Annotated in this window: 20 protein-coding genes; 14 read left to right on the forward strand and 6 right to left on the reverse strand. The window is 68.7% G+C overall.

Annotated features, from left to right (window positions below; all coding sequences use genetic code 11):
* Positions 1 to 30: 30 nt before the first annotated feature.
* Entirely contained in the window at positions 31 to 669 is a 639-nt protein-coding gene (locus HWX03_RS15240; protein WP_175871752.1) for a glutathione S-transferase, read from the forward strand.
* 142 nt (positions 670 to 811) lie between these two features.
* The gene (locus tag HWX03_RS15245; protein ID WP_175871753.1) at positions 812 to 3,013 is read left to right on the forward strand and encodes a TonB-dependent siderophore receptor; all 2,202 of its coding nucleotides are present in this window, start codon (positions 812 to 814) and stop codon (positions 3,011 to 3,013) included.
* Between the two features lie 18 nt (positions 3,014 to 3,031).
* Here the strand turns inward: HWX03_RS15245 and HWX03_RS15250 are convergent, their stop codons facing one another.
* Complete coding sequence (locus tag HWX03_RS15250; RefSeq protein WP_175871754.1) at positions 3,032 to 4,300, reverse strand: MFS transporter; 1,269 nt, start codon at positions 4,298 to 4,300, stop codon at positions 3,032 to 3,034.
* A gap of 106 nt (positions 4,301 to 4,406) precedes the next feature.
* Here HWX03_RS15250 and HWX03_RS15255 point away from each other — a divergent pair, with 106 nt between their 5' ends.
* From HWX03_RS15255 to HWX03_RS15265, 3 genes are all read left to right on the forward strand, one after another.
* Positions 4,407 to 5,477 carry a LysR substrate-binding domain-containing protein gene (locus tag HWX03_RS15255; protein WP_175871755.1) on the forward strand — a complete coding sequence of 357 codons (1,071 nt, stop codon included), beginning with the start codon at positions 4,407 to 4,409 and terminating at the stop codon, positions 5,475 to 5,477.
* Positions 5,478 to 5,594: 117 nt separating this feature from the next.
* Positions 5,595 to 5,804: a hypothetical protein gene (locus HWX03_RS15260; RefSeq protein WP_175871756.1), complete on the forward strand. Its 210-nt coding sequence runs from the start codon at positions 5,595 to 5,597 to the stop codon at positions 5,802 to 5,804.
* Positions 5,804 to 6,184, forward strand: coding sequence for a type II toxin-antitoxin system VapC family toxin (locus tag HWX03_RS15265; protein WP_175871757.1), 381 nt, complete (start codon positions 5,804 to 5,806; stop codon positions 6,182 to 6,184). The genes HWX03_RS15260 and HWX03_RS15265 overlap by 1 nt, the downstream gene beginning before the upstream one ends.
* Before the next feature lie 56 nt (positions 6,185 to 6,240).
* Here HWX03_RS15265 and dapA read toward each other — a convergent pair whose 3' ends face one another.
* Positions 6,241 to 7,134 carry a 4-hydroxy-tetrahydrodipicolinate synthase gene (gene dapA, locus HWX03_RS15270; RefSeq protein WP_175871758.1) on the reverse strand — a complete coding sequence of 298 codons (894 nt, stop codon included), beginning with the start codon at positions 7,132 to 7,134 and terminating at the stop codon, positions 6,241 to 6,243.
* A gap of 451 nt (positions 7,135 to 7,585) precedes the next feature.
* Between dapA and HWX03_RS15280 the strand changes: the two genes are divergently transcribed.
* Entirely contained in the window at positions 7,586 to 8,605 is a 1,020-nt protein-coding gene (locus HWX03_RS15280; protein ID WP_175871759.1) for a sulfate ABC transporter substrate-binding protein, read from the forward strand.
* Positions 8,606 to 8,769: 164 nt separating this feature from the next.
* Positions 8,770 to 9,738, forward strand: a complete 969-nt coding sequence (locus HWX03_RS15285; RefSeq protein WP_175871760.1) for an ion channel — start codon at positions 8,770 to 8,772, stop codon at positions 9,736 to 9,738.
* 32 nt (positions 9,739 to 9,770) lie between these two features.
* On the opposite strand, the gene HWX03_RS15290 is transcribed toward HWX03_RS15285, so the two are convergent.
* Positions 9,771 to 10,385, reverse strand: a complete 615-nt coding sequence (locus tag HWX03_RS15290; protein ID WP_174434063.1) for a glutathione S-transferase — start codon at positions 10,383 to 10,385, stop codon at positions 9,771 to 9,773.
* A gap of 351 nt (positions 10,386 to 10,736) precedes the next feature.
* Here HWX03_RS15290 and HWX03_RS15295 point away from each other — a divergent pair, with 351 nt between their 5' ends.
* Both HWX03_RS15295 and HWX03_RS15300 read left to right on the forward strand, forming a co-directional pair.
* Positions 10,737 to 11,294, forward strand: a complete 558-nt coding sequence (locus tag HWX03_RS15295; protein WP_175871761.1) for a DapH/DapD/GlmU-related protein — start codon at positions 10,737 to 10,739, stop codon at positions 11,292 to 11,294.
* 1,901 nt (positions 11,295 to 13,195) lie between these two features.
* Positions 13,196 to 16,768, forward strand: a complete 3,573-nt coding sequence (locus HWX03_RS15300) for an indolepyruvate ferredoxin oxidoreductase family protein (protein WP_175871762.1) — start codon at positions 13,196 to 13,198, stop codon at positions 16,766 to 16,768.
* A 163-nt stretch (positions 16,769 to 16,931) separates the two neighbouring features.
* Here HWX03_RS15300 and HWX03_RS15305 read toward each other — a convergent pair whose 3' ends face one another.
* On the reverse strand, positions 16,932 to 18,353 hold the full coding sequence (locus HWX03_RS15305; RefSeq protein ID WP_175871763.1) for a family 1 glycosylhydrolase: 1,422 nt from the start codon (positions 18,351 to 18,353) through the stop codon (positions 16,932 to 16,934).
* Between the two features lie 364 nt (positions 18,354 to 18,717).
* Positions 18,718 to 20,385, reverse strand: coding sequence for a Na+/H+ antiporter (locus HWX03_RS15310; protein ID WP_175871764.1), 1,668 nt, complete (start codon positions 20,383 to 20,385; stop codon positions 18,718 to 18,720).
* Between the two features lie 308 nt (positions 20,386 to 20,693).
* On the opposite strand from HWX03_RS15310, the gene HWX03_RS15315 reads away from it, so the two are divergent.
* The 5 genes from HWX03_RS15315 (at position 20,694) to HWX03_RS15335 (ending at position 24,907) form a co-directional block, all read left to right on the forward strand.
* Complete coding sequence (locus tag HWX03_RS15315) at positions 20,694 to 21,980, forward strand: EAL domain-containing protein (RefSeq protein ID WP_175822884.1); 1,287 nt, start codon at positions 20,694 to 20,696, stop codon at positions 21,978 to 21,980.
* Positions 21,981 to 22,132: 152 nt separating this feature from the next.
* The gene (locus HWX03_RS15320; protein WP_175822883.1) at positions 22,133 to 22,519 is read left to right on the forward strand and encodes a hypothetical protein; all 387 of its coding nucleotides are present in this window, start codon (positions 22,133 to 22,135) and stop codon (positions 22,517 to 22,519) included.
* Positions 22,516 to 22,920: a hypothetical protein gene (locus HWX03_RS15325; RefSeq protein ID WP_175871765.1), complete on the forward strand. Its 405-nt coding sequence runs from the start codon at positions 22,516 to 22,518 to the stop codon at positions 22,918 to 22,920. Before HWX03_RS15320 ends, HWX03_RS15325 begins: the two co-directional genes overlap by 4 nt.
* Before the next feature lie 122 nt (positions 22,921 to 23,042).
* The gene (locus HWX03_RS15330; RefSeq protein WP_175871766.1) at positions 23,043 to 23,768 is read left to right on the forward strand and encodes a copper homeostasis protein CutC; all 726 of its coding nucleotides are present in this window, start codon (positions 23,043 to 23,045) and stop codon (positions 23,766 to 23,768) included.
* A 50-nt stretch (positions 23,769 to 23,818) separates the two neighbouring features.
* Positions 23,819 to 24,907 carry a suppressor of fused domain protein gene (locus tag HWX03_RS15335; protein WP_175871767.1) on the forward strand — a complete coding sequence of 363 codons (1,089 nt, stop codon included), beginning with the start codon at positions 23,819 to 23,821 and terminating at the stop codon, positions 24,905 to 24,907.
* 61 nt (positions 24,908 to 24,968) lie between these two features.
* Here the strand turns inward: HWX03_RS15335 and bioB are convergent, their stop codons facing one another.
* A complete protein-coding gene (gene bioB, locus HWX03_RS15340) occupies positions 24,969 to 25,988 on the reverse strand; it encodes a biotin synthase BioB (protein WP_175871768.1) in 1,020 nt (339 codons plus the stop codon).
* Positions 25,989 to 26,029 lie beyond the last annotated feature (41 nt).

The following is a 26,029-nucleotide window of genomic DNA, read 5'->3' on the forward strand; positions in this document are numbered from 1 at the left end:
GTCTTCCACAGCCCGTCGGGCCACACCACCATGAACGCCTATCGTCTCTATCTTTCGCCGGGCGCCTGCTCGCTCGCCGCCCACATCGCGCTGGAGGAAACCGGCGCGCCGTTCGACGTCGAGATCGTCTCGGTGAGGCAGCAACAGAACCTCGAAGCGCGCTACCTCGCGATCAACCCGAAGGCGCGCGTGCCCGTGCTCGCGATTCCGGGCGAGCCGCGCGTGCTGACCGAAACGCCGGCGATCCTCACGTATCTCGCGCGCCGCTACCCGGATGCGCAACTGCTGCCGCTCGGCGATCCGCTGCGCGAGGCGCGGTGCCACGAATGGCTCGCCTGGCTGGTCGGCTGGGTGCATGGCGTCGGCTACGGCGCGCTGTGGCGGCCGGGCCGCTTCATCGACGATCCGGCCCTGCACGGCGCGATCAGCGCGCACGGGCGCGGCACGATCGACGCCGCGAACGCGTCGATCGAAACCGCGCTCGCCGACGGCCGCAGGTGGGCCGAGCCGGGCGCGCATTCGATCGTCGATCCGTTCCTGCTCGTGCTGTATCGCTGGGGCGTCGCGATCGGGCTGGACATGACGCGGCATCCGGCATGGACGGCTCATGCGCAGCGCGAGGCCGAACGGCCGGCCGCGCGGCGCGCGCTGGCGCGCGAGGCGGTTTGACGCGACGGCACGTGGGCGGCCGGTGGCCCGGCCGTTTCGTTCGGCAGTTCGTTCGGATCGCGAAGTTCGGACGTGTCCAATTGTCATGTCGCACCCAATCCGATTGAATGAGAATCATTCTCATCAATGGAGTGGAGTGAACATGAGCTGTTGCTTCCAGTCGAGTGCGACGCCGCCGCGGCGCGCGACCGCATCCATCGCGTTCGCGATGATGACCAGTGCGGCCGCGCCGGCATGCGCGGAAGACGGCGAGCCGCGCCACGCGCCGCGGCTGGACCCGATCGTCGTGCATGGCGCGCGCGACGCCGGTTCGCGCGTCGACCGGTCGGGTTCCGCCAAGTACGCAACGCCGCTGCTCGACGTGCCGCAGACGATCACCGTCGTGCCGCGCGCGGTGCTCGACGAACAGCAGGCGCTGAGCCTGCGCGAGGCGCTGTCGAACGTGGCGGGTATCACGTTCAATGCCGGCGAGGGCGGCGGCGGGTCGGGCGACATGTTCAATATCCGCGGCTTCGGCGCGAACGCGAACCTGCAGCTCGACGGGCTGCGCGACAGCGCACAGAACAATCGCAGCGACCTGTTCAACGTCGAGGCGGTCGAGGTGATCAAGGGGCCGAACTCCGTGTTCGGCGGCGCCGGCACGACGGGCGGCTCGGTGAACCTGGTCAGCAAGACACCGAAGGCCGGCGTGTTTACCGAGGCCGGCACGATGCTCGGCACGTCCGGCTACCGACGCATGACGCTCGATGCGAACCGGCCGCTGCCCGGCACCGACGGCCGCGCGGCGTTCCGCCTGAACGCGATGGCGCATGTCAACGACGTGCCGGGCCGCGACGACATCCGCAAGCGGCGCTGGGGCATCGCGCCGTCGCTCGCGTTCGGTCTCGGCACACCGACGCGCGTCACGCTCGGCTATTTCCACCAGTACGACAACAACCTGCCCGACTACGGGCTGCCTGCGCACAACGGCCAGGTGCTGGCCGGCGTGTCGCGCGACCGCTATTTCGGCTGGCGCAATCTCGACCGCGAACGCATCACGTCGGATACGTTCACCGTGAAGGCCGAACACGACGTGTCATCCGGCCTGAAGGTGCAGAACCTGAGCCGCTATGCGCACCTGAATCGCGACACGGTGATTTCAGCATCGCACGTGAACCTGCAGGGGCTGCCGCCGGGGCGCTACAAGCCGGCCGGGCCGCAGGGCTATGGCCGCGATGCGTCGACCGCGATGTGGGCGAACCAGACGAACGTCACCAATGCGTTCTCGACGTTCGGCATCGGACACACGCTGGTCACGGGCTTCGAGATCTCGCGCGAGACGTACGGCCGCACGACCTATTCGTACGGGCTCAACCGCTTCTACCCGGCCGACGGCTTCCCGCTCGCCGCGCCGCCCGGCGTGTGGCGCGGCCCGGCGCAGCGCCAGGACAGTGCGCGCAACGACACCGTGCTGGTCGTGAAGGCGCTGTACGCGTTCGACACGATCGCGGTTGGCCGCTACTGGGACATCGATGTCGGGCTGCGGCACGACTGGATCGACGGCCGGTCGGAAGGCACCGCGGCGGGCAAGCCCACCGAGCGCGCGGACACCGCCGATCGCCATCTGAGCACGCGCGCGGGGCTCGTGTTCAAGCCGACCGACAACGGTCGCGCGTATTTCGCTTACGGCACGTCGTTCAACCCGTCCGCCGAATTTCTCGTGACCACCGGCTCCGGCCTGAGCGCGGCGACCGGCGCGCTCGCGCCCGAGAAAAACGAGAGCTTCGAACTCGGTGCGAAATGGGAAGGGCTCGCGGGTATCGCGCTGAACGGCGCGCTGTTCCAGACTGAAAAGAAGAACGCGCGCGAACGAATGGCCGACGGCAGCTATGCGCTCGTGGGCCGGCAACGCGTGCGCGGCATCGAGCTCGGTGCCGCCGGCAAGGTGACGCCGCGCTGGGACGTGTTCGCGAACTACACGTACCTGGCGAGCGTGACGCTCAGCTCGCCTGCGTCGCCGCGGCGCGACGGGCAGGCGCTCGGCAACACGCCGCGGCACGCGTTCAACGTGTGGACGACCTATCGGTTGCCGGCGGGCTGGACGGTCGGCTATGGTTCGCACTTCGTCGGCCGGCGCAACGTCACGTCGCAGGGCGACGGCAAGCTCGGCGCATACTGGGTGCACAACCTGATGGCGAGCTACGACGTGAGCCGTCGGCTGCACATCCAGCTGAACGTGGACAACCTGTTCGATCGCGCTTACGTTGAACGCGTGCGACAGGTGTCGGGCAGCGAGTCGCGGTCGTCGGCGGTCGAGTTCGGCGACGGCCGTTCGGCAATGCTGTCAGCCGTGTACAAGTTCTGACCGCGCCCTGCGTGCCCGTCATCGCGCGAACAGCGGATAGGTCGCGCCCGCGACCAGCGCCGCCGCGAGCCACACCATGCTCCACGAACTCGCGGCGAGCAGCGGCGGAATCGCGAGCGGCGTCGCGAACAGCCCGAGGTAGACGATCGTGTTCGCCATCCCGAGCGCGGTGCCTGCGTGATTCGCGCCCGCGAGCGTCGCGAGCTCCGTGTACGCGACCCCATGCCATGCCGACACGCAGATGCCGGCGAACACGAGAATCGCGACGATCGCGGCGAGCGGCACATGCGGGCTGCCGGCCGTCGCCGCCGCGAGCAGCGTGAACGATCCGGCCGCGACGAACACGGAACCGCGCAGGTACGCGCGCCGGTTGCCGTGCCGGTCGGTATGGCGGCCGCTCCAGACGCGCATCACCATCGCGCCGAGCTGCAGCGCGACCATCGCCGCGCTGATGCCGGCGAGGCCGAGCCGGCCGAAGTCGTGCAGGAACACCGTCGCGAACGTGAGCACCGCGAATTGCGGCGCGCACAGCAGGCCGATGCCGAGCACGATGCGCCACACGGGGCCGCTCGCGAGCGGATTGCGCGCGTGCCCGGCGGGCTGCGGCCACTGGGCGGCGTGACGCGTGGCGAGGTTCGCCGCGGGCGGCTCGGCGGGCGGCTCGTGCAGCCAGCGCCACGTGAGCGCGGCCGATCCCGCGCACAGCAGCATCAGCGCGCCGAACACCGCGGCGAAGCCGACATGCGACGCGAGCGACGGCAGCAGCGCCGCGCCCAAGCCGCCGCCGAGCGGCACGGCCGTCTGGCGGATGCTCATCGCGAGCCCGCGTTCGCGCTCGCCGAACCAGCGCATCACCGCGCGCCCGCTCGACCCGTTCACGCTGCCGCCGAGCAGGCCGACGCAGCCCATGGCCGCGACGACGCGCATCAGCGGCGGCACCGCGTGCGCGGTCGGGGCGATCGTGCCCATCATCAACGCGAGCATCGCGGCCGTCGCGACGAGCCCGGTCAGCAGCACGCGGCGGTCGCCGAAGCGGTCGGCGGCGATTCCCCACGGCAGCTCGGACAGCGCGACGCCGAAGCCGAGCGCGCCGAGCACGAGGCCGAGTGCGCCGTTGTCGAGGCGATAGGCGGTGCGCATCCACACGGCCGTGGTCGGAATGCCGGCCGCGGCGGCCGAAAAGCTCATGTTCGCGGCGACGCCGGCGGCCAGCACGCGCCAGCGATGGGCCGGCCCGCGCACGTCGCGGGCAGGCGAAGAGGGGGAAGCGATGCACGAGGTATCCATGACGGCAGGCCCGGTTCGAAGTTGACGTGCACAGTCTGGCGGCCTACATTCGTCCTGAAAATCGGAAAGTTTTTGATGAATCGTTCGATAAATCAGGATGATTGAGATGCCCGGACAAGACATTCCGCGCGACGGCGGCGAGCCGCTCGCGGTGGCCGATGCCACGCTGGCGCGGCCCAACTTCGACGTTGCGGCGCTGCGCAGCCTCGTCGCGGGCGTGGATCTCGGCAGTTTCGCGAAGGCGGCCGACCGCGTTGCGCGCTCGTCGTCGGCGGTGAGCGCGCAGATCCGCAAGCTCGAGGAGCAGGCCGGCACGCCGCTGTTCGTGAAGGCCGGGCGCGGGCTCGCGCTGACCGACGCCGGCGACGCGATGCTGCGCTACGCGCGGCGGATGATCGAGCTGAACGACGAGGCGGCCGCAGCCGTACGCGGCGTGAATCTCGACGGCTGGGTACGGGTCGGGCTGCAGGAGGATTTCGGCGAGGCGATCCTGCCGGACGTGCTCGGGCGGTTCGCGCGCGCGCATCCGAAGGTGAAGATCGAGGCGCGTGTGGCGCGCAATGCCGATCTGCTCGACCGGCTCGATGCGAACCAGCTCGATCTGGCGCTCGTGTGGGGCGATCCGGTGTCGGCGGCGCTCGTGTCGCGGGCGGGAATCGACAGCGAAGCGATCGCGCAGGTGCCGATGCAATGGATCGGCGCGGTGGCGGGCGGCGGTTTCGGTGTGCCGGATGGCGGCGGGGACGCGGGTGGGGAGGGCGGGGCGGTGGGTGAGCGCCGTGTGGGCGAAACCGGCGGTCGTGCCATGCATGCGACGGGCGAGCCGTTGCCACTCGTCGTGTTCGACCGGCCGTGCCGGTTCTTCGGCGCGGCGACCGATGCGCTCGATCGTGCCGGCGTGCCGTGGCGCGTCGCGTTCACGACGCCGAGCCTCGCCGGGCTATGGGCGGCCGCGGCGGCCGGCCTCGGGCTGACGGTGCGCTCGCATTACGGGCTGCCGGCGTCGGTGCGCGTGCTCGATGCCGCGTCGTGCGGGCTGCCGGCGCTGCCCGGCCTGCCGCTGATCCTGCTGCGGCGCACGTCGTCGGCGACGCCGACGGTCGACCGGCTTGCACGGATCGTGACGCAGGCGGTGCGGGGGGCGACGGAGGGGGGAGGCGTGGCGTTGGCGGCCTGACGACACGTTCGCGATGGTCGCTGCAGGCGGTCGTCCGATATCCCCTCTGCCGATTGGCTGAATGGATCGATCGGGCGAACCTGACTACAGTGATGATCATCTGAAACGGAGGTCATCATGCAAAAAGCGAACATTCCTGGTGCCGGCGCGATCGATCCTGCGCAACGGACGGATGTTTCGAGCCGCAGTGACGGGGAATCCGCCGATCAGTCCGCCCCTGCTTCGCTACCCGTTCGGTTTGGCCTCCTGCAGGGGCAGGTCCGGATCGCGGACGACTTCGATGCGCCGCTCCCCGATTATCTGCTGGATGCTTTCGAAGGACGGTGATGCGCCTGTTGCTCGATACGCACATCTTCCTGTGGATCGTGACCAACGATCCCAGGCTCAGCACGCGTGCGCGCAGACTGATCTCGGCTGCTGACGAACGCTTCGTCAGCAGCGCGAGCATCTGGGAGGCCGCCATCAAGGCCGGCCTGGGAAAGCTCGACATCGACGTGGGCAAGCTGATCCGCGCAATCGGCGCAAGCGGGATTCGCGAGTTGCCGGTTCGGGCCGTACATGGAGCCGCGGTGCGCGATTTACCTCACCACCATCGCGATCCTTTCGATCGATTGCTGGTCGCGCAGGCGCGACACGAACCGCTTCGACTCATGACGGCGGATGCGCATCTTGCACGGTACGGCCTGTCTCTGGTTCTGACAGTTTGAAATAATCTGTCGGGTCGGAATTCATCTGCCCCCGGCACCATGCGCAGCGTAGCGGCCTATGCCGTGGCGACGTCCGGCTCGATTGCTTCGAGCGCCGCGCAGATCGCCTCCAACCGCGCCCGCAGCCCCTCGCTCGCCGGCACGAACGGTAGCCGCAACCCGTCCTCGCACCATCCTTGCGCGGCGAGCACGGCCTTCACCGGCGCCGGGTTCGGTTCCGCGAACAGCGCCGCGACGAGCGGCTGCAGCGCGACCGACAGGCGCCGCGCGTCGGCGAGCCGCCCGTCGCGCAGCCACGCATGAATCCGCACATGCCAGTCGGGCAGCACGTGCGCGCTGCTCGCGATCGCGCCGTGCGCCCCCGCGCACATCGCCGCGAAGTTCTGGTTGTCGTCGCCGGACAGGATCGCGAGCGGCGTGTCGTGCACCAGCCGGCTCATCCGGTCGAGCGTGCCGCCGCATTCCTTGATGCCCGCGACGCGCGGATCGCGTGCAAGCGCCTGCAGCGTGTCCAGTTCGACGTTCACGCCGGTGCGGTACGGGATGTTGTAGACGAGCACGGGCAGGTCGGCCGCGTCGACGATCGTCTCGACATGGCGGCGGATGCCGTCCTGCGTCGGCCGCACGTAGACGGGCGGCGTGACGAGCAGCCCGTCGGGGCGCAGCGCCGCGAGTTCGCGCGCGCGGGCGGCCGCGAAGTGCGTCGCGCTCGCGGTCAGCCCGACGACGATCGGTAGCCCGGGCGCCGCGTCGCGCAGCGTCGCGAATACCGCGTCCTGTTCGCGCGCGTCGAGCAGCACGCCTTCACCGGTCGTCGCGCCCGCGACGAAGCCCGCGATGCCCGCGGCCGCATAGTGGCGCGCGAGTCGCGCGAGCGCCGCGTGGTCGACCTCGCCGTGGTGGAACGGCGTGATGATCGGCAGCCAGATACCTTCGAAACGTGTGTTCATGCAAAGCCTCATGGTGGAAACGGAGTGGGAAGGAACCGTTCCGCCGGCGGCGTGCCGGAGCGAGGCGTGCGTGCAAGGAGAAAGAAACGACCTGCGGGCATCCCGTCCGGCATTCGCCTGACGGGACGCGACGTCCCCGTCAGTCGAGGAGTCGTTTTTTCAGTTTCAGCCCGGCCGCGCGCGCACCTGCCGCGACGGCGGCGAGGATCGAGGGCGAGCGCAGGGGAGCGGACATGGATGAACCGTGAGTGGGCTGAGCGGCGATCTTAACACCGGGGCGGCGGCGCGCGCGAGCCCCGGCCGCCGTTTAGCAGGATTCGAGATTTGCTTTCCACGACTGATTGGAAGACCCACCGCGCCCGGCCGCTAGAATGCCCGCTTACGTTTCGATGACAGCGCGTACGCGTGCGGTCACGCACATTCACCACCACTGGAAACGGGGCATATCACGATGGCAAGCATCAAGGGGATCGGCCGCTGGCTGCACACGGGCGCGGCGGCGGCGCTGGTCGTGGCGGCGACGGCCGCGCATGCGGACACGTCGATCCTGAACGTGTCGTACGACGTGACGCGCGAGCTGTACAAGGACATCAACACGAGCTTTGCCGCCGCCTACAAGCAGAAGACCGGCGAGACGGTCACGATCAAGCAGTCGCACGGCGCGTCGAGCGCGCAGGCGCTGTCGGTGCTGCAAGGGCTGCAGGCCGACGTCGTGACGATGAACCAGCCGAACGACATCGACCTGCTCGCCGAGCGCGGCCAGCTGCTGCCGAAGGACTGGCGCGCGCGCTTCCCGGACAACAGCTCGCCGTACTCGACGACGATGGTGTTCCTCGTGCGCAAGGGCAACCCGAAGGCGATCAAGGACTGGAGCGATCTCGCGAAGCCGGGCGTCCAGGTGATCATCGCGAACCCGAAGACGTCGGGCAACGGCCGCTATGCGTATCTCGCCGCATGGGGCTTCCAGAAGCAGAAGGGCGCGACCGACCAGCAGGCGCTCGACTTCGAGAAGGCGATCTTCCGCAACGTGCCGGTGCTCGATTCGGGCGGCCGCGGCGCGACGACGACGTTCACGCAGCGCGGCATCGGCGACGTGCTCGTCACGTTCGAGAACGAGGTCGCGCTGATGGACACGGGCGCATCGGGCGCGCAGTTCGACGCCGTGTATCCGTCGGCGAGCATCCTCGCGGAGCCGCCCGTCGCCGTCGTCGACAAGGTGGTCGACAAGAAAGGCACGCGCAAGGTCGCGCAGGCGTATCTCGACTACCTGTACACGCCGCAAGCGCAGGAGATCATCGCGCAGCACCATCTGCGCCCGCGCGACGCGACCGTGCTGAAGAAGCATGCGGCCGAGTTCAAGGCGCTGAAGACGTTCAGCGTCGAGCAGGTCTTCGGCAACTGGGCGAACGCGCAGAAGACCCATTTCGCCGACGGCGGCACGTTCGATCAGGTGATCGTCGACCGGAAGTGATCGCGGCGCGCGCCACGCGCGAGTCCGCATGACGATGCAGCCGGCCGCTTGTGCGGCCGGTTTTTTTGTAGTTACGCGGCGGATTGCCGTTCCGAACCGGCCCGCATTCCCGGCCGCTGTCGCGCGTGCTACGCTCATCGCCTCCCTGCAACCGGCGCCGCGCGATGAACGTCGATTCGTCCTCCCCAACCTCCCGCGGCCGTGGCCGCAAGATCTGGTCGGGCACCCGCCCGGTGATCGCGTACGGGATGCCGCCGCTCGGCTGGCGCGACTTCTATCACCGCGCGCTGACGGTGAGCTGGCCCGTTTTCTTCCTGTCGCTCGCGGTGCTGTTCCTGCTGCTCAACGGCGGCTTCGCGATGCTCTACCTGCTCGGCCATGCGCCGATCGCGAACCAGTCGCCGCCCGGCTTCGGCGGTGCGTTCTTCTTCAGCGTCGAGACGCTCGCGACCGTCGGCTACGGCGACATGCATCCGCAGACGGTCTATGCGCACCTCGTCGCGACGTTCGAGATCTTCGTCGGGATGTCGGGCATCGCGCTGGCCACGGGGCTCGTGTTCGCACGGTTTTCGCGGCCGCAGGCGAAGATCCTGTTCGCGCGCTATGCGATCGTGCGGCCGCTGAACGGCCGGATGACGCTGATGGTGCGCGCCGCGAATGCCCGCCAGAACGTGATTGCCGAGGCGCAGGCGAAACTGCGGCTGATGCGCGTCGAAGGCACGCACGAGGGCTACTCGCTGCGCAAGCTTCATGACCTGCCGCTCGTGCGCAACGAGCATCCGATCTTCCTGCTCGGCTGGAACCTGATGCACGTGATCGACGAGTCGAGCGCGCTGTTCGGCGAGACGCCCGAATCGCTCGCCGCGCGCGACGCGTCGCTGCTGATCACGATCGAGGGCTCGGACGAGACCACCGCGCAGGTCATGCAGGCGCGTCATGCGTGGGCGCATGGCGAGATCCGCTGGCGCCACCGTTATGTCGACCTGATGCACGACGAGGACGGCATCACGCACATCGATTACACGCATTTTCACGACGTCGTGCCGATCGAGGTCGATACCGATGAGCGCGGTTCGCCGGGCGTGGTGATCGACGCGGGCGCGTCGGCGCCGGGGCCGGCCGCGCAGGCGTGATCGAGGGCGGCGGGGCGCCGCCCCTTCACGCGTCACGCGTGCAGCAGACGCGCCGCTTCGCGCTGTTCGATCGCAACCGCGCGGCGGAACGCGTCGCGGTCCTCGGCGCGCGCGACGTAGTCGCCGAGCACGCCTTCGTGCGGCAGCAGATGCGCGTCGAACGCGATCTTCAGCGTGCTGGCGAGCAGCAGGTCGGCCGCGGTGAAGCGCTCGCCGACGAGCCAGCGGCTGTGGGCGAGCGCTTGCGCGAGGGCGCGCTGCACGCGTGTGATGTTGCCCCAGCCGAACGCGACCGGGTTGCTCGACGCGCCGGTGAATTTCTCGGCCATCGCCGGCTCGAGGCAGGTCGGCGTGAAGAACATCCACTGCAGGAAACGGCCGCGCAGCGGATCGTCGGGCGCGACGCCGAGCCCGGCACCCGGGCAGCGGTCGGCGAGATAGAGCAGCACGGCGCCCGATTCGGCGAACGGGGCGCTGCCGTCGTCGAGCGCGGGCAGCTTGGCCATCGGGTTGACCTGCACGAACGCATCGCTGCCCTGTTCGTGCGAGCGCAGGTCGATCGGCACGAGTTCGTACACCACGCCGATTTCCTCGAGCATCCACAGCGCCCGGAATGCCCGGGTCTTCGGCCAGTAGTAGAGCTTCATCGCGCCTCCGCGTTTGGATGCAGGTGTCGATCCGGTGGATGCTCAAGCGTACCCGAGCGCAGGAGGTTCGGACAGGGGCGCCCGGCTAGGGGCGCCCGGCCAGGGGCGTTCGATTCGGTTGCATGCGGTGAAGCGGGCGAAATGCGCCGTGAAGCCTTATATGACGGGAGTTCGATAAATAACTAGTTATATTGAAACTAGTTATGAAAAAATCTAGAAAATCCCACCGGAAATCGGCATCACTACAATGTGCCCGGCCCATCCCGCGGTACCCGCACACGGCAACGCAATCGCCCGCCCGCGTTCGCCAACGCATCACGCAACCCCGCACACACCGGAGACAAGTCACGCATGGCAAACGACGATCGCACCACGATCATTTCGCGCGGAACACCCGAATCGGCGGCCATGGTGGCCGAGATCAAACGGGCGATGGCGATCACCGCGCGGCTCAACCGGCTGACGTTCGACGATGCGGCGGACGTGCGCGCATTGTTCGGTGAACTGATCGGCACGCAGGTGGACGACGGCTTCGTGCTGATCCCGCCGTTCCATGCGACGGGCGGCACCGGCATGAAGCTCGGGCGCAACGTGTTCGTCAACCAGAACTGCACGTTCTACGATCTGGGCGGACTCGAGATCGGCGACGACGTGATGATCGGCCCGAACGTCAGCCTCATCACGTCCGGTCATCCGGTCGAGCCTTCGCGGCGGCGCGACTGCGTGGTCGCGAAGCCGATCGTGATCGAGCGGAACGTATGGATCGGTGCGGGTGCGACGATCATCGGCGGCGTGACGATCGGCGAGAACGCGGTCGTCGCGGCCGCGGCCGTCGTCACCCGGGACGTTCCGCCGAATACGCTGGTCGGCGGCAATCCGGCGAAGATCATCCGGTCGATCGCGGAATAACGTCGCCCGGGCGCGCGCCGGCGCGATGAAACCCCGGCGGGAGGGATGTGGACAACCCATCGCCACAGCCACTCGAAACGCTGTGCATTTGAACGGTGAGTGTGCCGCCGAGGCCCATCGGACAAGCCTTTCCGGCTTTTCCTGGTTGTCGCGCCCGAGTCGTCCGTCGAGCGGCAGATGAAGATCCGGTCGCGCGCCCGGTTGTGGATATCCGGGCCTCGAAACGACTCGGCGCCCTGTGGTTTTCACAGGTGAGGATGACCGGATGCTGCGCGATACATGAAGCGGGTTGTGGACAACTCGCGGCAAGACGAAGCGAAATGCTGTGAAATTCAATGGTGAGTGTCGCCCCCGATCTGGCGGCGCGCCTGCACCAGCGCGGGTTTCCGGCCGTTGCCGCGGTTCGGAGCGCCGCGCATTCTAGCCGAATGGCGCGAGTGCGTGACCACCAGATGCGCGCCTCGCGACGTCGATATCCGGCTCCGGCCCCTAATCGAAGGGCTGTGCATTCTAACGGTGAGCGCCGGTGCGTGGTTCGCAACGTGCGGATTTCGACGCACCGATCTGCTTTCTCCAGCGACTCGGCGCGCCGTGCAATTCAATGGTGAGCTTGAGCCCGCGATCGGCGCGCAGCCCGTCAGGATGCGGCCGTTCGACCGCCGAAGCCGCGCGAAGCGGTGTTCCTGTCAGGCCGGGCGCAAGGTTGCGAGCAACGACGACGCGCGTGTCCGTGTGGATATCCGTCCGTGGAAACGACTCGCGGCACTGTGTATTTCGACGGTGAGCATCAGCGCCCGATCCGGTGATGAGCCGCTCCCGGCATGGATTGCCCCTCGTCGATACCCTTCGAAACATACTTCTGCCATCGATTGGAGAGCGCTCGCCCATGTGGATATCGGGCCCGCCTAATCACTCGACGCGCTGTGGTTTTCAACGGTGAGGGTCCGCGCATGGCCGGGAGGCAACGCGGATCCGGACATGGACAACTGGCACCGCGGCCAGACGAAGCCCTGTGTATTTCGATGGTGAGAGCGAGTCGGCGATCGCGCGGCCTGCGTGTTCAGACGCGGATATCCGGCCCGCCCAATCACTCTGAGTGCTGGGGTTTTCAACGGTGAGGGTCCGCGTATGCCCGGGAGACAACGCAGATCCGCGCGTGGACAACTGCCACCGCAGCCAGTCGAAGCCCTGTGAATTTCAACGGTGAGTGCGGGACGGCAGGCGCGCGGCATGCGCGTTCGGACGGGGATATTCGATCGGGAAGCCCACTCTCGACCCTGTGTATTCGAAGGGTGAGAGTGAAAGTCGGACCGACGAAACGCGCGGTGTCCGATGTGGATATCCGCCGCCGGCATCCACTCGCCAAGCTGTGAATTTCAACGGTGAGCGTCTCTGCCCGAGCGCCCCGCGTGCCGATTCCGGATGTGGACATCCCGGCCCCGACGCCACTCGAAATGCTGTGCAATCGAACGGTGAGCGCGCGAGCCCGATCGGCCGAAGGGTGCGGCATTGTGGACATCCGTCGCCGCCGACCAATCGGAACGCTGTGCATTTCAACGGTGAGGGTGACGGCCCGATGCCGCCGAAACCCTTGTCGGCCGGGGTTCGAGCGCCATCCGCCGGGCAGACCGCGAGCGTTGCGACCTACACCGCCTTTTCCGCCAAACCATCCGACCGCCCCGACGCGCCACCCATCGCGCGCCGGCACCCCGCGCGAAAACTCTCTCAAATCCCGGCAAAAAGCTGCGCAGTTTTTCTCGCTGCGCGCCGGTCCGAGCAAGATGAGGAAAAACATTCTCGGCTGCGCGCGAAAAAATAGAGCCATTCGCTGCCGGCACCCTGCGTCATCCGACGCTCCGCCGCGCACGGCCCAGAACAGCACAATCCGGAGACTTCCCCCCATGACCGCCCGCCTGCCCGTCGACGGCCCGCCTGCCCTGTCCGACTACCGCCTGACCGACAACCTGACCGCGACGCGCGGCCGGATCTTCCTGACCGGCACGCAGGCGCTGGTCCGCCTGCTGCTGATGCAGCGCACGGTCGATACCGAACAGGGGCTCGACACGGCCGGCTTCGTCAGCGGCTATCGCGGCTCGCCGCTCGGCATGGTCGACCAGCAGCTGTGGAAGGCGAAGAATCTGCTCGACACGAGCGGCGTGCGCTTCCTGCCCGCGATCAACGAGGAACTCGGCGGTACGGCCGTGCTCGGCACGCAGCGGGTCGAGGCCGACCCCGAGCGCACGGTCGAGGGCGTGTATGCGATGTGGTACGGCAAGGGCCCGGGCGTCGATCGCGCGGGCGACGCGCTGAAGCACGGCAACGCGTACGGTTCGTCGCCGCACGGCGGCGTGCTGGTCGTTGCGGGCGACGACCATGGCTGCGTGTCGTCGTCGATGCCGCACCAGAGCGACTTCGCGATGATGGCGTGGCACATGCCGGTCGTGAACCCGTCGAACATCGCCGACATGCTCGAATTCGGCCTGTACGGCTGGGCGCTGTCGCGCTACTCGGGTGCGTGGGTCGGCTTCAAGGCGATCTCGGAAACGGTCGAGTCGGGCTCCACCGTCGACCTCGATGCATTGCAGACGCGCTGGCCGGCGCCGGAAGGCTTCACGCCGCCCGCGGGCGGCCTGCACAATCGCTGGCCCGACCTGCCGAGCCTCACGATCGAGGCGCGCCTCGCCGCGAAGCTCGACGCCGTCCGCCATTTCGCGCGCGCCAACAGCATCGACAAGTGGATCGCGCCGAGCACGCACGCGAACGTCGGCATCGTCACCTGCGGCAAGGCGCACCTCGACCTGATGGAAGCGCTGCGCCGCCTCGACCTGACGGTCGCCGATCTCGACGCGGCCGGCGTGCGGATCTACAAGGTCGGCCTGTCGTATCCGCTCGAAATGACGCGCCTCGAGACCTTCGTCGACGGGCTCGCCGAAGTGCTGGTGATCGAGGAGAAGGGCCCGGTCATCGAGCAGCAGATCAAGGACTACCTGTACAACCGCACCGAAGGCGCGCGCCCGCGCGTGCTCGGCAAGCACGACGCGGCCGGCGCGTGCCTGCTGTCCGAGCTCGGCGAGCTGCGTCCGTCGCGCATCCTGCCGGTGTTCGCCGCGTGGCTCGCGCGGCACAAGCCGGCGCTCGACCGCCGCGAACGCGTCGTCGATCTCGTCGCGCCGCAGATCCTGTCGAACGAGGCGGACGCGGTGAAGCGTACGCCGTACTTCTGCTCGGGCTGCCCGCACAACACGTCGACGAAGGTGCCGGAAGGCTCGATCGCGCAGGCCGGCATCGGCTGCCACTTCATGGCGTCGTGGATGGAGCGCGACACCACGGGCCTGATCCAGATGGGCGGCGAGGGCGTCGACTGGGCCGCGCACGCGATGTTCACCAACACGAAGCACGTGTTCCAGAACCTCGGCGACGGCACCTACTTCCACTCGGGCATCCTCGCGATCCGCCAGGCGGTCGCCGCGAAAACGAACATCACGTACAAGATCCTCTACAACGACGCGGTCGCGATGACGGGCGGCCAGCCGGTCGACGGCAGCATCTCGGTGCCGCAGATCGCGCGGCAGGTCGAGGCGGAAGGCGTGTCGCGCTTCGTCGTCGTGTCGGACGAACCGGAGAAGTACGACGGCCATCACGGGCAGTTCCCGACCGGCACGACGTTCCATCACCGCAGCGAACTCGACGCGGTGCAGCGCGAATTGCGCGAGACGCCGGGCGTCACCGTGCTGATCTACGACCAGACCTGCGCGGCCGAGAAGCGCCGCCGCCGCAAGAAAGGCGAATTCCCCGACCCGGACAAGCGCCTGTTCATCAACGACGCGGTGTGCGAAGGCTGCGGCGACTGCGGCGTGCAGTCGAACTGCCTGTCGGTCGAGCCGCTCGAGACGCCGCTCGGCCGCAAGCGCCGCATCGACCAGTCGTCGTGCAACAAGGACTATTCGTGCGTGAACGGCTTCTGCCCGAGCTTCGTGACGGTCGAAGGCGCGGCACTGAAGAAGGCCGCCGGCGCCGCATTCGACGAAGCGGCGCTCGCCGCGCGCGTCGACGCGCTGCCGGTGCCGGCGACGCATCTCGACGCGGCGCCGTTCGACATGCTCGTGACGGGCGTCGGCGGTACGGGCGTCGTGACGGTCGGCGCGCTGATCAGCATGGCCGCGCACCTCGAAGGCAAGAGCGCATCGGTGCTCGACTTCATGGGCTTCGCGCAGAAGGGCGGCTCGGTGCTGTCGTTCGTGCGGATCGCATCGAGCGACCGCTGGCTGAACCAGGTGCGCATCGACACGCAGCAGGCCGACGTGCTGCTCGCGTGCGACATGGTCGTCGGCGCGAGCGCCGAAGCGCTGCAGACGGTGCGTCACGCGCGTTCGCGGATCGTCGTCAACACGCACCGGATCCCGAACGCGTCGTTCGTGCAGAACCCCGACGCGAACCTGCACGCGGATGCGCTGCTCGAGAAGATGCGCCACGCGGCCGGCGACGGCTACCTGTCGAGCTGCGACGCGCAGGCGCTCGCCGCGAAGTTCCTCGGCGATTCGATCGGCGCGAACATCCTGATGCTCGGCTACGCGTGGCAACTCGGCCTCGTACCGGTGTCGCTCGCCGCGATGATGCGTGCGATCGAGCTGAACAACGTCGCGGTGCCGATGAACAAGCTCGCGTTCTCGATCGGCCGGATGGCGGCCGGCGACGCGGCGGGCCTCGACGCGTTGTGGAACGCGCGGCATGCGGTGGCCGCCCACGCCGCGCCGGAGACGCTTGCCGAGCTGATCGCCGATCGCGAAGCGCGCCTCGACGCATACGGCGGCGCGCGCTACGTCGAGCGTTACCGTGCGCTCGTGAACGCGGCGGCCGCGAAGGGCGACGACGCGCTGACGCGCGCGGTCGCGACGACGTTCTACCGGCTGCTCGCGGTGAAGGACGAATACGAAGTCGCGCGGCTGTACACGGACGACGCGTTCCGCACGGCGCTCGAAGCGCAGTTCGAAGGCGTGCCGGGGCAGACGTACCGCGTGAAGTTCAACCTGGCGCCGCCGACGGTCGCGAAGGCCGGCGGCGACGGCAGCGCGCCGAAGAAGCGCGTGTTCGGCCAGTGGATGTGGCCGGTGTTCGGCATGCTGGCGCGCGTGCGCAGCCTGCGCGGCACGTGGCTCGATCCGTTCGGCCGCACCGCGGAGCGCAGGATGGAGCGCGCGCTGGCCGACGACTACGAGACCACGCTCGCGCGTGCGTTCGCCGCGATGACCCCCGGCAATGCGGCGCAGGTCGTGCAACTGGCCGACCTGCACGCCCGCGTGCGCGGCTTCGGCCACGTGAAGGTGCGCAACCTGGCCGGCGTGAAGCGCGCGGAACGCGAGCTCGCGTTGCAGCTCGGCATCGACGCGGCGACGAGCGCGGCCGTGCAGCACGCACTCGACGAGATGAAGGGCGCAGGGATGCTGAAGGGGATTCCGGTCGTCGTCGCGAAGTAACGCGAACGCGGGGTGCGGGCGCGGCGATCCGCGCCGGCAAGCCGGCGCGGCAACGGGGCACCGCGTCACGCGAGGGGCAGGCGGGACGCCGCGGGTAGACGGGCACATCGGTTCGCGGCGTGCCTGCCCGTGCAGTCCGCGTCGCTCTTGCCGCTCTCGCCGCCTACGCGACGCGATTGCCGGCGATGCAGCGCGAGTAGTACGCGAGGCTGCGTTTCGGCAGGCGTGCCTGCGTGGCCGGGTCGACGTGGATCAGCCCGAATTTCTTCGCGAAGCCGCTCGACCATTCCCAACTGTCTATGCCGGCCCAGTAGAACAGCCCGTGCAGGCGCACGCCCTGCCGATACGCATCGTGCGCGGCGTTCAGGTAGCTGGCGAGATAGTCGATGCGCGCGCCGTCGTCGACGAAGCCGCCGCTCGGCGCGGGTTCGGCGATCGCGAAGCCGGTCTCGGTGACGAGGATGCGTGGCGCGCCATAGTCGCGGTGAACGCGCAGCAGCATCTCGGACATCCCGTACGGCTCGACCGGGTAGCCCATCGTCTGGATTTCGTTCGCCGGGCTTGCGGCCAGCGTGAAGCCCGTGCCGCCGGCGCCGGCCTTCACGTAGAAGCAGTTGTAATACTGCACGCCGAGAAAATCCGGGTTCGCGGCGATCGTCCTCATGTCGCCGGGCTGGACGAGCGGCGCCAGCGCCGCCTGCAGTTCGGCCGGATAGCCCTTGCCGTACAACGGATCGAGAAACGCGCGATGCCAGATCGCGTCGAACTGCGCGGCGGCGGCCTGGTCGGCGGCCGAATTCGTCACCGCGAGAACGGGCCGCCCGCTGATCGTCGTGCCGACCTGCGCGACGCCCCGCACGTTCGCGCGCACGGCCTGGAACATCAATCCCTGCGCGAGATTCTGATGGTGGATCGCGGCGAACATCGCACCCATCGACTGCGCGCGCGGCGGCGACGCACCGTATGCGTAGCCCGACAGCGCGACGCCGTTCGGCTCGTTCAGCATCATCCAGTGCTTGACCCGGTCGCCGACGCGGCGCGACACGATCTGCGCGTAGTCGGCCAGCCGGTACGCGATGTCGCGGTCGCGGAAATCGCCGGCCCATACGGGGATGTCCCAGTGAAACAACGTCAGGTACGGCGTGAGGTTGCGCGCCAGCATCGCATCGACCATGCGGTCGTAGGTGGCGAGGCCCGCTTCGCTCGGCGCGCCGGCGCCGTCCGGCTGCACGCGCGGCCATGCGGTCGAGAAACGGAACGCCTGGACGCCCGCGTTCGCGAGCAGCGAGAGGTCACCCGGGTAGCGCTGCTCGAATTCGATGCAGCGTGCGTTCGTCGAGCCGTCGGCGATCGTGCCGGGCTGGTCGGCGAACACGTCCCAGTTGCTTCGGCCGCGGCCGTCGCGGCTTTCGATTTGCGGCGCCGCGGTGGCGACACCCCACACGAAGTCGTCGGCGAAGCGGGCGGATGCGTCGGCGGAGTCGATCGAATCGCCGCCGCAGGCGGACAGCATGCCGCTTCCGAGGATGGCGGTGCCTTGTGCGAGAAAGCGTCGGCGGCTCTGGAGCGAGAGGGGTTTGATCATGGGGTGGGTTGTTTCGCGGACGATGACGTACGCGTCTTGATTAGGATTGCGACGAAAGTGGAATGAGGCGGGGCAAGCTTCGCATGCACCGGATCAGCGATTCCGGGCGTCGCCCGTTGCCGACGACGCATGAATCGACCGATCCGCATGGCATCGACCGTGTCGACGCGCGAGCGGGAACCGGTATCGTGTCGGCCTGCATTAAATAATAAGGATGTATTGTTTAATTTTTTTGAAACCTGCTGAAGACGCGGCTGCGAACGCACGAGCCAAAATGAAAAGGCCGAGCCCCGGGTAACACGGGGCTCGGCCTCGGGCCGGCTTCAAACGCGGCAGCACGGCAGGCCGCCGCGCTGCCTCACGGTCAGACGATGCCTTTCTTGCGCGTCGACAGCGCGGTTTCCGACAGGTCGATTTCGCGAAGCAGCTTCGTCAGCGTCTCGTCGGAAATCTTGCTGTCGCTGCGCAGCCGGTACAGCGCCGAGCGTTCCGCACGCACGGCCGCGATCCGCATCTGCAGCTCCATCGTTTCGGCCTGCTTCGCTTCCGCGCGCGGCGTGGGGCCGTCCTCGGCCAGCGCGGCCAGCCGGCGGCGGTACTGGTCCATCACGCGTGCGGAAATGTCCGCGCAGCGTGCCGCGCCCGATTCGTCGAGATCGGCCGAGATCGCGTCGTGCGACGAATCGATCGCGCGGATCGCGGCCTGCGCGGCGGCCGAGCGTGCGATGCGTTCCTCGTCGCCGAGCGGGTTGCGCGTCGAGCGCACGCCGCGCAGCAGCAGCGGCAGGCCGATCACCGCGACGATCAGCGAGCCGAGGATCACGGCCGACGCGATGAAGATCGCGGTGTCGCGGCCCGGCAGCGGCGTGCCATCGGACAGCGCGACCGGGATCGACAGCACGCCGGCGAGCGTGACCGCGCCGCGCACGCCGCCGACCGTCATCACCGCGATCGTGCGCACGCCGGCCATCGTGCCGGCGAGGCCGCGGCGTGCGGCGCGGCGGCTCGCGAACCAGCGCAGCAGCCACACCCACAGGAAACGGATCGCATACAGCGCGAGCATCATCGCGCACACGTTGAAGATCATGCGGCCGACCAGCGCGTCGCTCGTATGGTGCGCGTCGACGAGCGCGCGGCCGATGATGTGCGGCAGTTGCAGCCCGAGCATGATGAACACCATGCCGTTGAACACGAACTCGATCATCGCCCACGTGCTTTCGGCGCGCACGCGCGACGCGACGGTGCTTTTGCGCGAGAAGCTCGTGTAATTCATCATCATCCCGGCCGACACGGCCGCGAGCACGCCCGACAGGTCGAGATGCTCGGCGAACAGGTAGGCCGCGAACGGCACCAGCAGCGTCATCACGATGCCGGGGGCCGGGTCGCCTTCCTGCTCGGCATTCAGGAAGCGCGTCGACAGCGCGCTGAACACCCACGACACGATCGCGCCCGTCACGAGCCCGCCGGCCGCGACGATCACGAACGTGACCGACGCGGCGCGCAGCGAGAACACGCCCGTCAGCGCGGCCGCGATCGCGAACTTCAGCGCAACGAGGCCCGACGCGTCGTTCATCAGCGCCTCGCCTTCGAGGATGTGCATCAGTTGCGGCGGAATGCGGCCACGGCCGGCGATGCCGGACAGCGCGACCGCGTCGGTCGGCGACAGCACCGCCGCGAGCGCGAACGCGATCGGCAGCGGCAACTCGGGAATCAGCCAATGCGCGAAGTAGCCCACTGCGAGTACCGTCATGAACACGAGCCCGAACGCGAGCATCAGGATCGCGCGGCGCTGCAGGTAAAGCTCGCGTTTCGGAATCCGCCAGCCGTCCGCGAACAGCAGCGGCGGAATGAACAGCAGCATGAAGATTTCAGGGTCGAACGTGACGTGCAGGTTCAGCTTCGGCCACGCGAGCATCGCGCCGAATGCGATCTGCATCAGCGGCAGCGGCAGTTGCAACGGCAGGAGGCGCGTGACGGCGCCGGACAGCGCGACGGTCAGCAGCAGAATGAGGACTGTGAAAACGATTTCCATCGATACGGCGAATGACGCGGAATGAAACGATCGTACGGAGTGTAGCGTGCCGACGTGACGGATGCGCTCAAGCGGTCGGTGCGTGCGCACGGAAATGGTGCGTCGAAGGCGCGCCACGGTGGTGCGGCAGCCCGGCACAGCCGCGTGGCGCACGGGTTGTCGGCACCTCGCACGGAGCTTGCTTCAGGGAGAGCAGCCGTCCGGCTTGCGCCGGGCAACCGAGGGTCCAACCAATGACATTGCGCGCCGTTCCGTTGGTCGTCCGTTACGCAGGACGTCGCGCCTGAGTGCATCACGAGGAGGAAGGCATGACGATCGTGCAACAGGAGCGTCCGGCCGCCGCGTCGCCGTACCGGTTCGAGCGGGAGATGAGCTCCGGCTTGGAACGGCTGGCGACGCAGCACCGCGACCTGACGCTCACGACCGTGTTCCAGCCGATATTCAGCCTGTCGCACCAGCGTGCGGTGGGCTACGAGGCGCTGCTGCGCGCGCACGATGCGCTCGACCGCGCCGTGTCGCCGCTCGACGTATTCGGCGAAGCCGCGCGCCGGGGCGAACTGCTGCAGCTCGACCGGCTCGCGCAGGCGCTGCATCTGGAGAACTTCGCGCTGCTCGGCGCGGAGCGCGAGTGGCTGTTTCTCAACGTCAATCCGGGCGTGCTCACCGACCCGTTCCAGGCGGCCGCGCTGCTTGCGAACCTGAAGCGGCTCGGCATGCCGGCGCGGCGCATCGTGCTCGAAGTGCTCGAACAGCGCGCGGACGACGTCGAGCGGCTCGCGGAGGCCGTGCGCGAGTTCCGCTCGCACGGCTTCCTGATCGCGCTCGACGATTTCGGCGCGGGCCACTCGAACCTCGAACGGATCTGGCAGCTGAACCCGGACATCGTGAAGCTCGACCGGATCATGCTGTCGCACGCGGCGCACCGCACGGGGCTCACCGCGATCCTGCACGGGCTCGTGACGCTGTTGCACGAGGCCGGCAAGCTGGTGCTCGTCGAAGGGATCGAGACCGAGCACGAAGCGCAGATCGCGCTGTCGTGCGAGGCCGATTTCGTGCAGGGCTACTACTTCGGCCGGCCGGCGCCGGGGCTGCCCGACAGCGCGGCCGCGACCGGCTGCATCGGCGAGCTGACCGAGCGCTTTCGTCAGCAGACCGAAGCGCGCGAGCGGCGCGACACGCAGCGGCTCGCACCGTACCTGCGCGCGTTCGAACGGGCGGCCGAGCGTCTCGAGGCCGGCGAGCCGCTCGACGAGGTGTGCTGGAACTTCCTCGCGCTCGACGCGGCCGCGCGCTGTTTCCTGCTCGATGCACACGGCCGGCAGTCGGGCCGCAACGTCGTGCTGCGCGCCGATCGCGCGCTGGCCGAGGCGCGCTTTTCGCCGCTGGCGGACGCGCAGGGCGCGAACTGGCTGCGCCGGCCGTATTTCCGCTCGGCGATCGCCGAACCGGGGCGCGTGCAGGTCACGCGGCCGTACCTGTCGATCAACGAGGCGCAGCCGTGCGTGACGCTGTCGGTGGCCGTGCGCGTCGGCGATGCGCAGCGCGTGCTGTGCGGCGATATCGACTGGGTCGACGACGAGGCCGAAGCAGCGTAGCGACGCACGGTTCGCATGCGGCGATCGGCGCGCGGCGGCGGCCGTTGCGTTCGCCGCGCGCTTCCCCGACAATGGCGCGAGCGCGGCCATCGTGACCGCGCTCGCGCCGTCCCGGGGGCCACCATGGCGGCGAATAAAAAAAGGAAAACACCATGAAGCGACCGCTTTCGCTGACCATCCTCGCGTGGGTCATCATCGTGACCAACGCGATCACCTGCGTTTATACACCGTTCTCGATCGGCATGCCGACCACCCAGGCGCTGCTGTCGCACTACCTGCTGCCCGTCTGGGCGACGCTCGGCATCAGCGTGATCATCGAAGCCGCGAACGTCGTGATCGGCATCGCGATCCTCAAGGGGCGCGAGTGGTCGCGCAAGGCATACATCGTAACGTTCGTGATCGGCATCGCGTTCTCGTTGATCAACATGCCGGTGTCGATGCTCGCGGTGCTGATCCCCGGCGTCCTGTTGTTCGCGCTGTTCATCTACCTGCTGTTCCGACGCCCCGCGACCGCGTATTTCAGGCAGGCCCTCGTGTGAGCTTCGTGCGCAACGCGCTGGCGATCGTGCTGTTCTCGATCGCCGGCTTCTGCGTGATCGCCGCGCAGATGGTCGCGTTCATGAAAGTCGGCCAGGCGGGCGCGACGGTCATATTCGTCGCCGTGCTGTTCGCGGTGTCGGCGGTGCTGCTGGCGGCGGGCGCGTTTGCCGGCGCGTTCCGGCCGCGTGCGCGCGGCGCGGGCGTCGCGCTGCTCGTCGCGGCTGCGATCACCGCGCTCGGGATGATCGGCTGGGCGATGCTCGTGCTCACACCGGCGATCGTCGACGTGATGCAGCAGCAGGGCGCGTACTTCAACGCGCGGATGTTCCGCTTCGTGCCCGGCACCGGCGTGACGGCGTTGTCCGCGCTCGTCGGCGTCTGGCTCGTGCGGCGCGGCTGACGTACTGGGCTGAAATACGCCGCTGAAGCACGCCGCTGAAGCATGCGGCCGCCGGCACGCTGGCGTCCGTCACGCGGCTCGGCTAGGATGCGCGAATTGTCCAGACGATTCGCGGGCCGCCCATGAACCGACACGCCGCTTCCTCCGTTCTCCTCGAAGTGATCGCCACGACCGTCGGCGATGCGAAGGCCGCCGCCCGCGCGGGCGCCGACCGCCTCGAACTCGTGACCGCGATCACCGAAGGCGGGCTGACGCCGAGCGTCGGCCTGATCGAGGCCGTCGTGGCCGCCGTGCCGATTCCCGTCAACGTGATCGTGCGTCCGCACAGCCGCTCGTTCGTCTATGACGCCGACGACCTGCGCGTGATCGAGCGCGACGTGCGCGCGGCCGTCGCGGCCGGCGCGAACGGCGTCGTGTTCGGCGCGCTCGATGTGCGCGGCGACGTCGATCTCGGCGCGCTGGCCCGCATCGCGGCCGCCGCGGACGGGCGCGCGCTCACGTTCCACCGCGCGTTCGACGTCGCGCGCGATCTGAACGCCGCGTTCGACGCGCTGCTGCGCGTGCCGGCCGTCACGTCCGTGCTGACGTCGGGCGGCCATCCGTCGGTGCTCGATGCGGTCGCGACGATCACGCGGCTCGTGCGGCAGGCGGCGGACACGACCTGCACGGTGGTGGCCGGCTCGGGGCTCACGATCGACGCGGTCGGCGATTTCGTGCGCGCCACCGGCGTGCGCGCGGTGCATTTCGGCTCGGGCGTGCGGCCGCGCGGCGAGGTGCTGGCGCCCGTCGACGCGCAGCGCGTCGAGCGCGTGCGCGCGGCGCTCGACGGCGCGGCGTCGCACGTGTGACGCACGCACGGACACGACACGCCAGAACATCATCGGGGAGAGAAGGCCACATGAACGACGCCACGCACGACACGCACGACGGTGCGGACGACGATGCCGCGCCGGGCTGGGACGCGATCGACGGTGCGCTCGATCGCCTCTATCCGGGCCAGGAGCCGAAGCACTACGGCACGCTGGTCAAGTGGCGGTTCGGCGGCCCCGATCCGCTCGATGGGATCAGCGTATGGCAGCGCACGGCGCCCGTGCCGCACTGGCATTTCGTCACGTACGGGCTGAGCGAGCTGTATGCGAAGGAATCGGACGATCCGGCCGTCAGCGGCTTCGGATTCGAGCTGACGATGCGCGTCGCATGCGCGGCCGACGACGCAGAACCGCCGCGCTGGGTGTTCAGCTTCCTGCAGAATCTCGCGCGCTACGTGTTCCAGAGCGGCAACGCGTTCGACGATGGCCACTGGATGACGGCCAATGGCCCGATCGCGCTCGATACCGATACGGCGCTCTGCTCGATGGGCTTCGCGTTCGATCCGGAACTGCCGGCGATCGATACACCGCACGGCCGTCTCGCGTTCCTGCAGGTCGTCGGGCTGACGCTCGACGAGGAGCGCGCCGCGAAGCGCTGGCGCACGCGCGCGCTGCTCGACACGCTGCTGCCGCACATGCCGCTCTGGGTGACCGATCTCGGCCGCGCGTCGCTGCTCCAACGCGCGGACGTGCGCGAGCAGGTCGACGCGGGCACGCAGCGCGACGGCTCGGCGAGCGGCTACCTGTTCACCGACGTGCTCGGATGGGGCACCCGCAAGCGGCTGCTGCGCGCGCCGGTGATCGAGATCACCGTCGGCGCGCGGCAGGTCGACGAACTCGTCACGCTGCTGCCGCTGCGGCTGCCGTTCGACCGGCCGTTTCGCCTCGTCGGTCACGACGGCGCGGTGCGGTTCGTGCGCGGCGACGCGAACGGCGTGACCGACGAAGACGGCACGCTGACGCTGCGGCTCACCGACGCGACGGTGCAGGCGCTCGCGCGCACGCTGAAGCCGCGCGCCGGCGAGTATGCGATCGACGGGCTCGACGGCGTGCGCTGGCGCGTGGAGAAGACGGTGATCCGCGACGCGCAGGGCAATCCGGTGCAGACGATCGGATGAAAAAAGCCGGGGCACGCCCCGGCTTTTTCGTTGGCGGGCGCGGCCCGCCGGCCGTTATCGCTTACGCGTTTTCCGCCAGCGCGCCGGCCTGGCTCGCGCGGATGCCGAGGCGCTCGAACAGCGCGCGGTCGCGCTGCGTCTGCGGGTTGCTCGTCGTCAGCAGCTGGTCGCCGTAGAACATCGAGTTCGCGCCCGCGAGGAAGCACATCGCCTGCATCGCGTCGTCGAGCTGCTCGCGGCCGGCCGACAGGCGCACGACCGCCTTCGGCATCGTGATGCGCGCGACCGCGATGGTGCGCACGAATTCGAACGGATCGAGCGGCGCGGTGCCTTCGAGCGGCGTGCCTTCGATCGCGACGAGGTTGTTGATCGGCACCGATTCCGGATACGGGTTCAGGTTCGCGAGCTGCGAGATCAGGCCTGCGCGTTCGCGGCGCGATTCGCCCATCCCGATGATGCCGCCGCAGCACACGTTGATGCCCGCGTCGCGCACGCGGTCGAGCGTGTCGAGACGGTCCTGGTACGTGCGCGTCGAGATCACCTGGCCGTAGAACTCCGGCGACGTGTCGAGGTTGTGGTTGTAGTAGTCGAGGCCCGCGTCGGCGAGCTGCTGCGCCTGTTCGTCCTCGAGCATGCCGAGCGTCATGCAGGTCTCGAGGCCGAGTTCCTTCACGCCGCGCACCATTTCGGTCAGCGCCGGCATGTGGCGCTCCTTCGGGTTGCGCCACGCGGCGCCCATGCAGAAGCGGCTCGCGCCGTTCGCCTTCGCCGCGCGCGCGGCGTCGAGCACCGTGTCGACGTCCATCAGCTTCTCGGCCTTCAGGCCCGTGTCGTGATGCGACGACTGCGAGCAGTAGCCGCAATCTTCCTCGCAGCCGCCCGTCTTGATCGACAGCAGCGTCGACAGCTGCACCGCGTTCGCGTCGAAGTGCTCGCGATGCACCTGCTGCGCGCGGAACATCAGGTCGTTGAACGGCAGCTCGAACAGCGCGACGACGTCGGCGACGCGCCAGCGCTGCGACGTCGGGGCGGCCACGGGGATCGCGGCGGGTTGCACGGCGGCGGTCTGGGCTTGGGTCATTTCGTTTTCCTGTCCTGGGCGGGATTGGGGGATCGGTTGGG

This window comes from Burkholderia sp. BCC0397, from assembly GCF_902832865.1.
In the GTDB taxonomy this organism is placed as follows: Bacteria; Pseudomonadota; Gammaproteobacteria; order Burkholderiales; family Burkholderiaceae; genus Burkholderia.

Coding starts and splice junctions, on each gene's coding strand:
- HWX03_RS15310 (WP_175871764.1), bottom strand. CDS start 20,385: ATGGAAATCGTTTTCACAGTCCTCATTCTGCTGCTGACCGTCGCGCTG.
- HWX03_RS15240 (WP_175871752.1), top strand. CDS start 31: ATGAACGCCTATCGTCTCTATCTTTCGCCGGGCGCCTGCTCGCTCGCC.
- HWX03_RS15245 (WP_175871753.1), top strand. CDS start 812: ATGAGCTGTTGCTTCCAGTCGAGTGCGACGCCGCCGCGGCGCGCGACC.
- HWX03_RS15260 (WP_175871756.1), top strand. CDS start 5,595: ATGCAAAAAGCGAACATTCCTGGTGCCGGCGCGATCGATCCTGCGCAA.
- HWX03_RS15285 (WP_175871760.1), top strand. CDS start 8,770: ATGAACGTCGATTCGTCCTCCCCAACCTCCCGCGGCCGTGGCCGCAAG.
- HWX03_RS15290 (WP_174434063.1), bottom strand. CDS start 10,385: ATGAAGCTCTACTACTGGCCGAAGACCCGGGCATTCCGGGCGCTGTGG.
- HWX03_RS15295 (WP_175871761.1), top strand. CDS start 10,737: ATGGCAAACGACGATCGCACCACGATCATTTCGCGCGGAACACCCGAA.
- bioB (WP_175871768.1), bottom strand. CDS start 25,988: ATGACCCAAGCCCAGACCGCCGCCGTGCAACCCGCCGCGATCCCCGTG.
- HWX03_RS15330 (WP_175871766.1), top strand. CDS start 23,043: ATGAACCGACACGCCGCTTCCTCCGTTCTCCTCGAAGTGATCGCCACG.
- HWX03_RS15280 (WP_175871759.1), top strand. CDS start 7,586: ATGGCAAGCATCAAGGGGATCGGCCGCTGGCTGCACACGGGCGCGGCG.
- HWX03_RS15315 (WP_175822884.1), top strand. CDS start 20,694: ATGACGATCGTGCAACAGGAGCGTCCGGCCGCCGCGTCGCCGTACCGG.
- HWX03_RS15255 (WP_175871755.1), top strand. CDS start 4,407: ATGCCCGGACAAGACATTCCGCGCGACGGCGGCGAGCCGCTCGCGGTG.
- HWX03_RS15305 (WP_175871763.1), bottom strand. CDS start 18,353: ATGATCAAACCCCTCTCGCTCCAGAGCCGCCGACGCTTTCTCGCACAA.
- HWX03_RS15250 (WP_175871754.1), bottom strand. CDS start 4,300: ATGGATACCTCGTGCATCGCTTCCCCCTCTTCGCCTGCCCGCGACGTG.
- HWX03_RS15300 (WP_175871762.1), top strand. CDS start 13,196: ATGACCGCCCGCCTGCCCGTCGACGGCCCGCCTGCCCTGTCCGACTAC.
- HWX03_RS15265 (WP_175871757.1), top strand. CDS start 5,804: ATGCGCCTGTTGCTCGATACGCACATCTTCCTGTGGATCGTGACCAAC.
- HWX03_RS15335 (WP_175871767.1), top strand. CDS start 23,819: ATGAACGACGCCACGCACGACACGCACGACGGTGCGGACGACGATGCC.
- HWX03_RS15320 (WP_175822883.1), top strand. CDS start 22,133: ATGAAGCGACCGCTTTCGCTGACCATCCTCGCGTGGGTCATCATCGTG.
- dapA (WP_175871758.1), bottom strand. CDS start 7,134: ATGAACACACGTTTCGAAGGTATCTGGCTGCCGATCATCACGCCGTTC.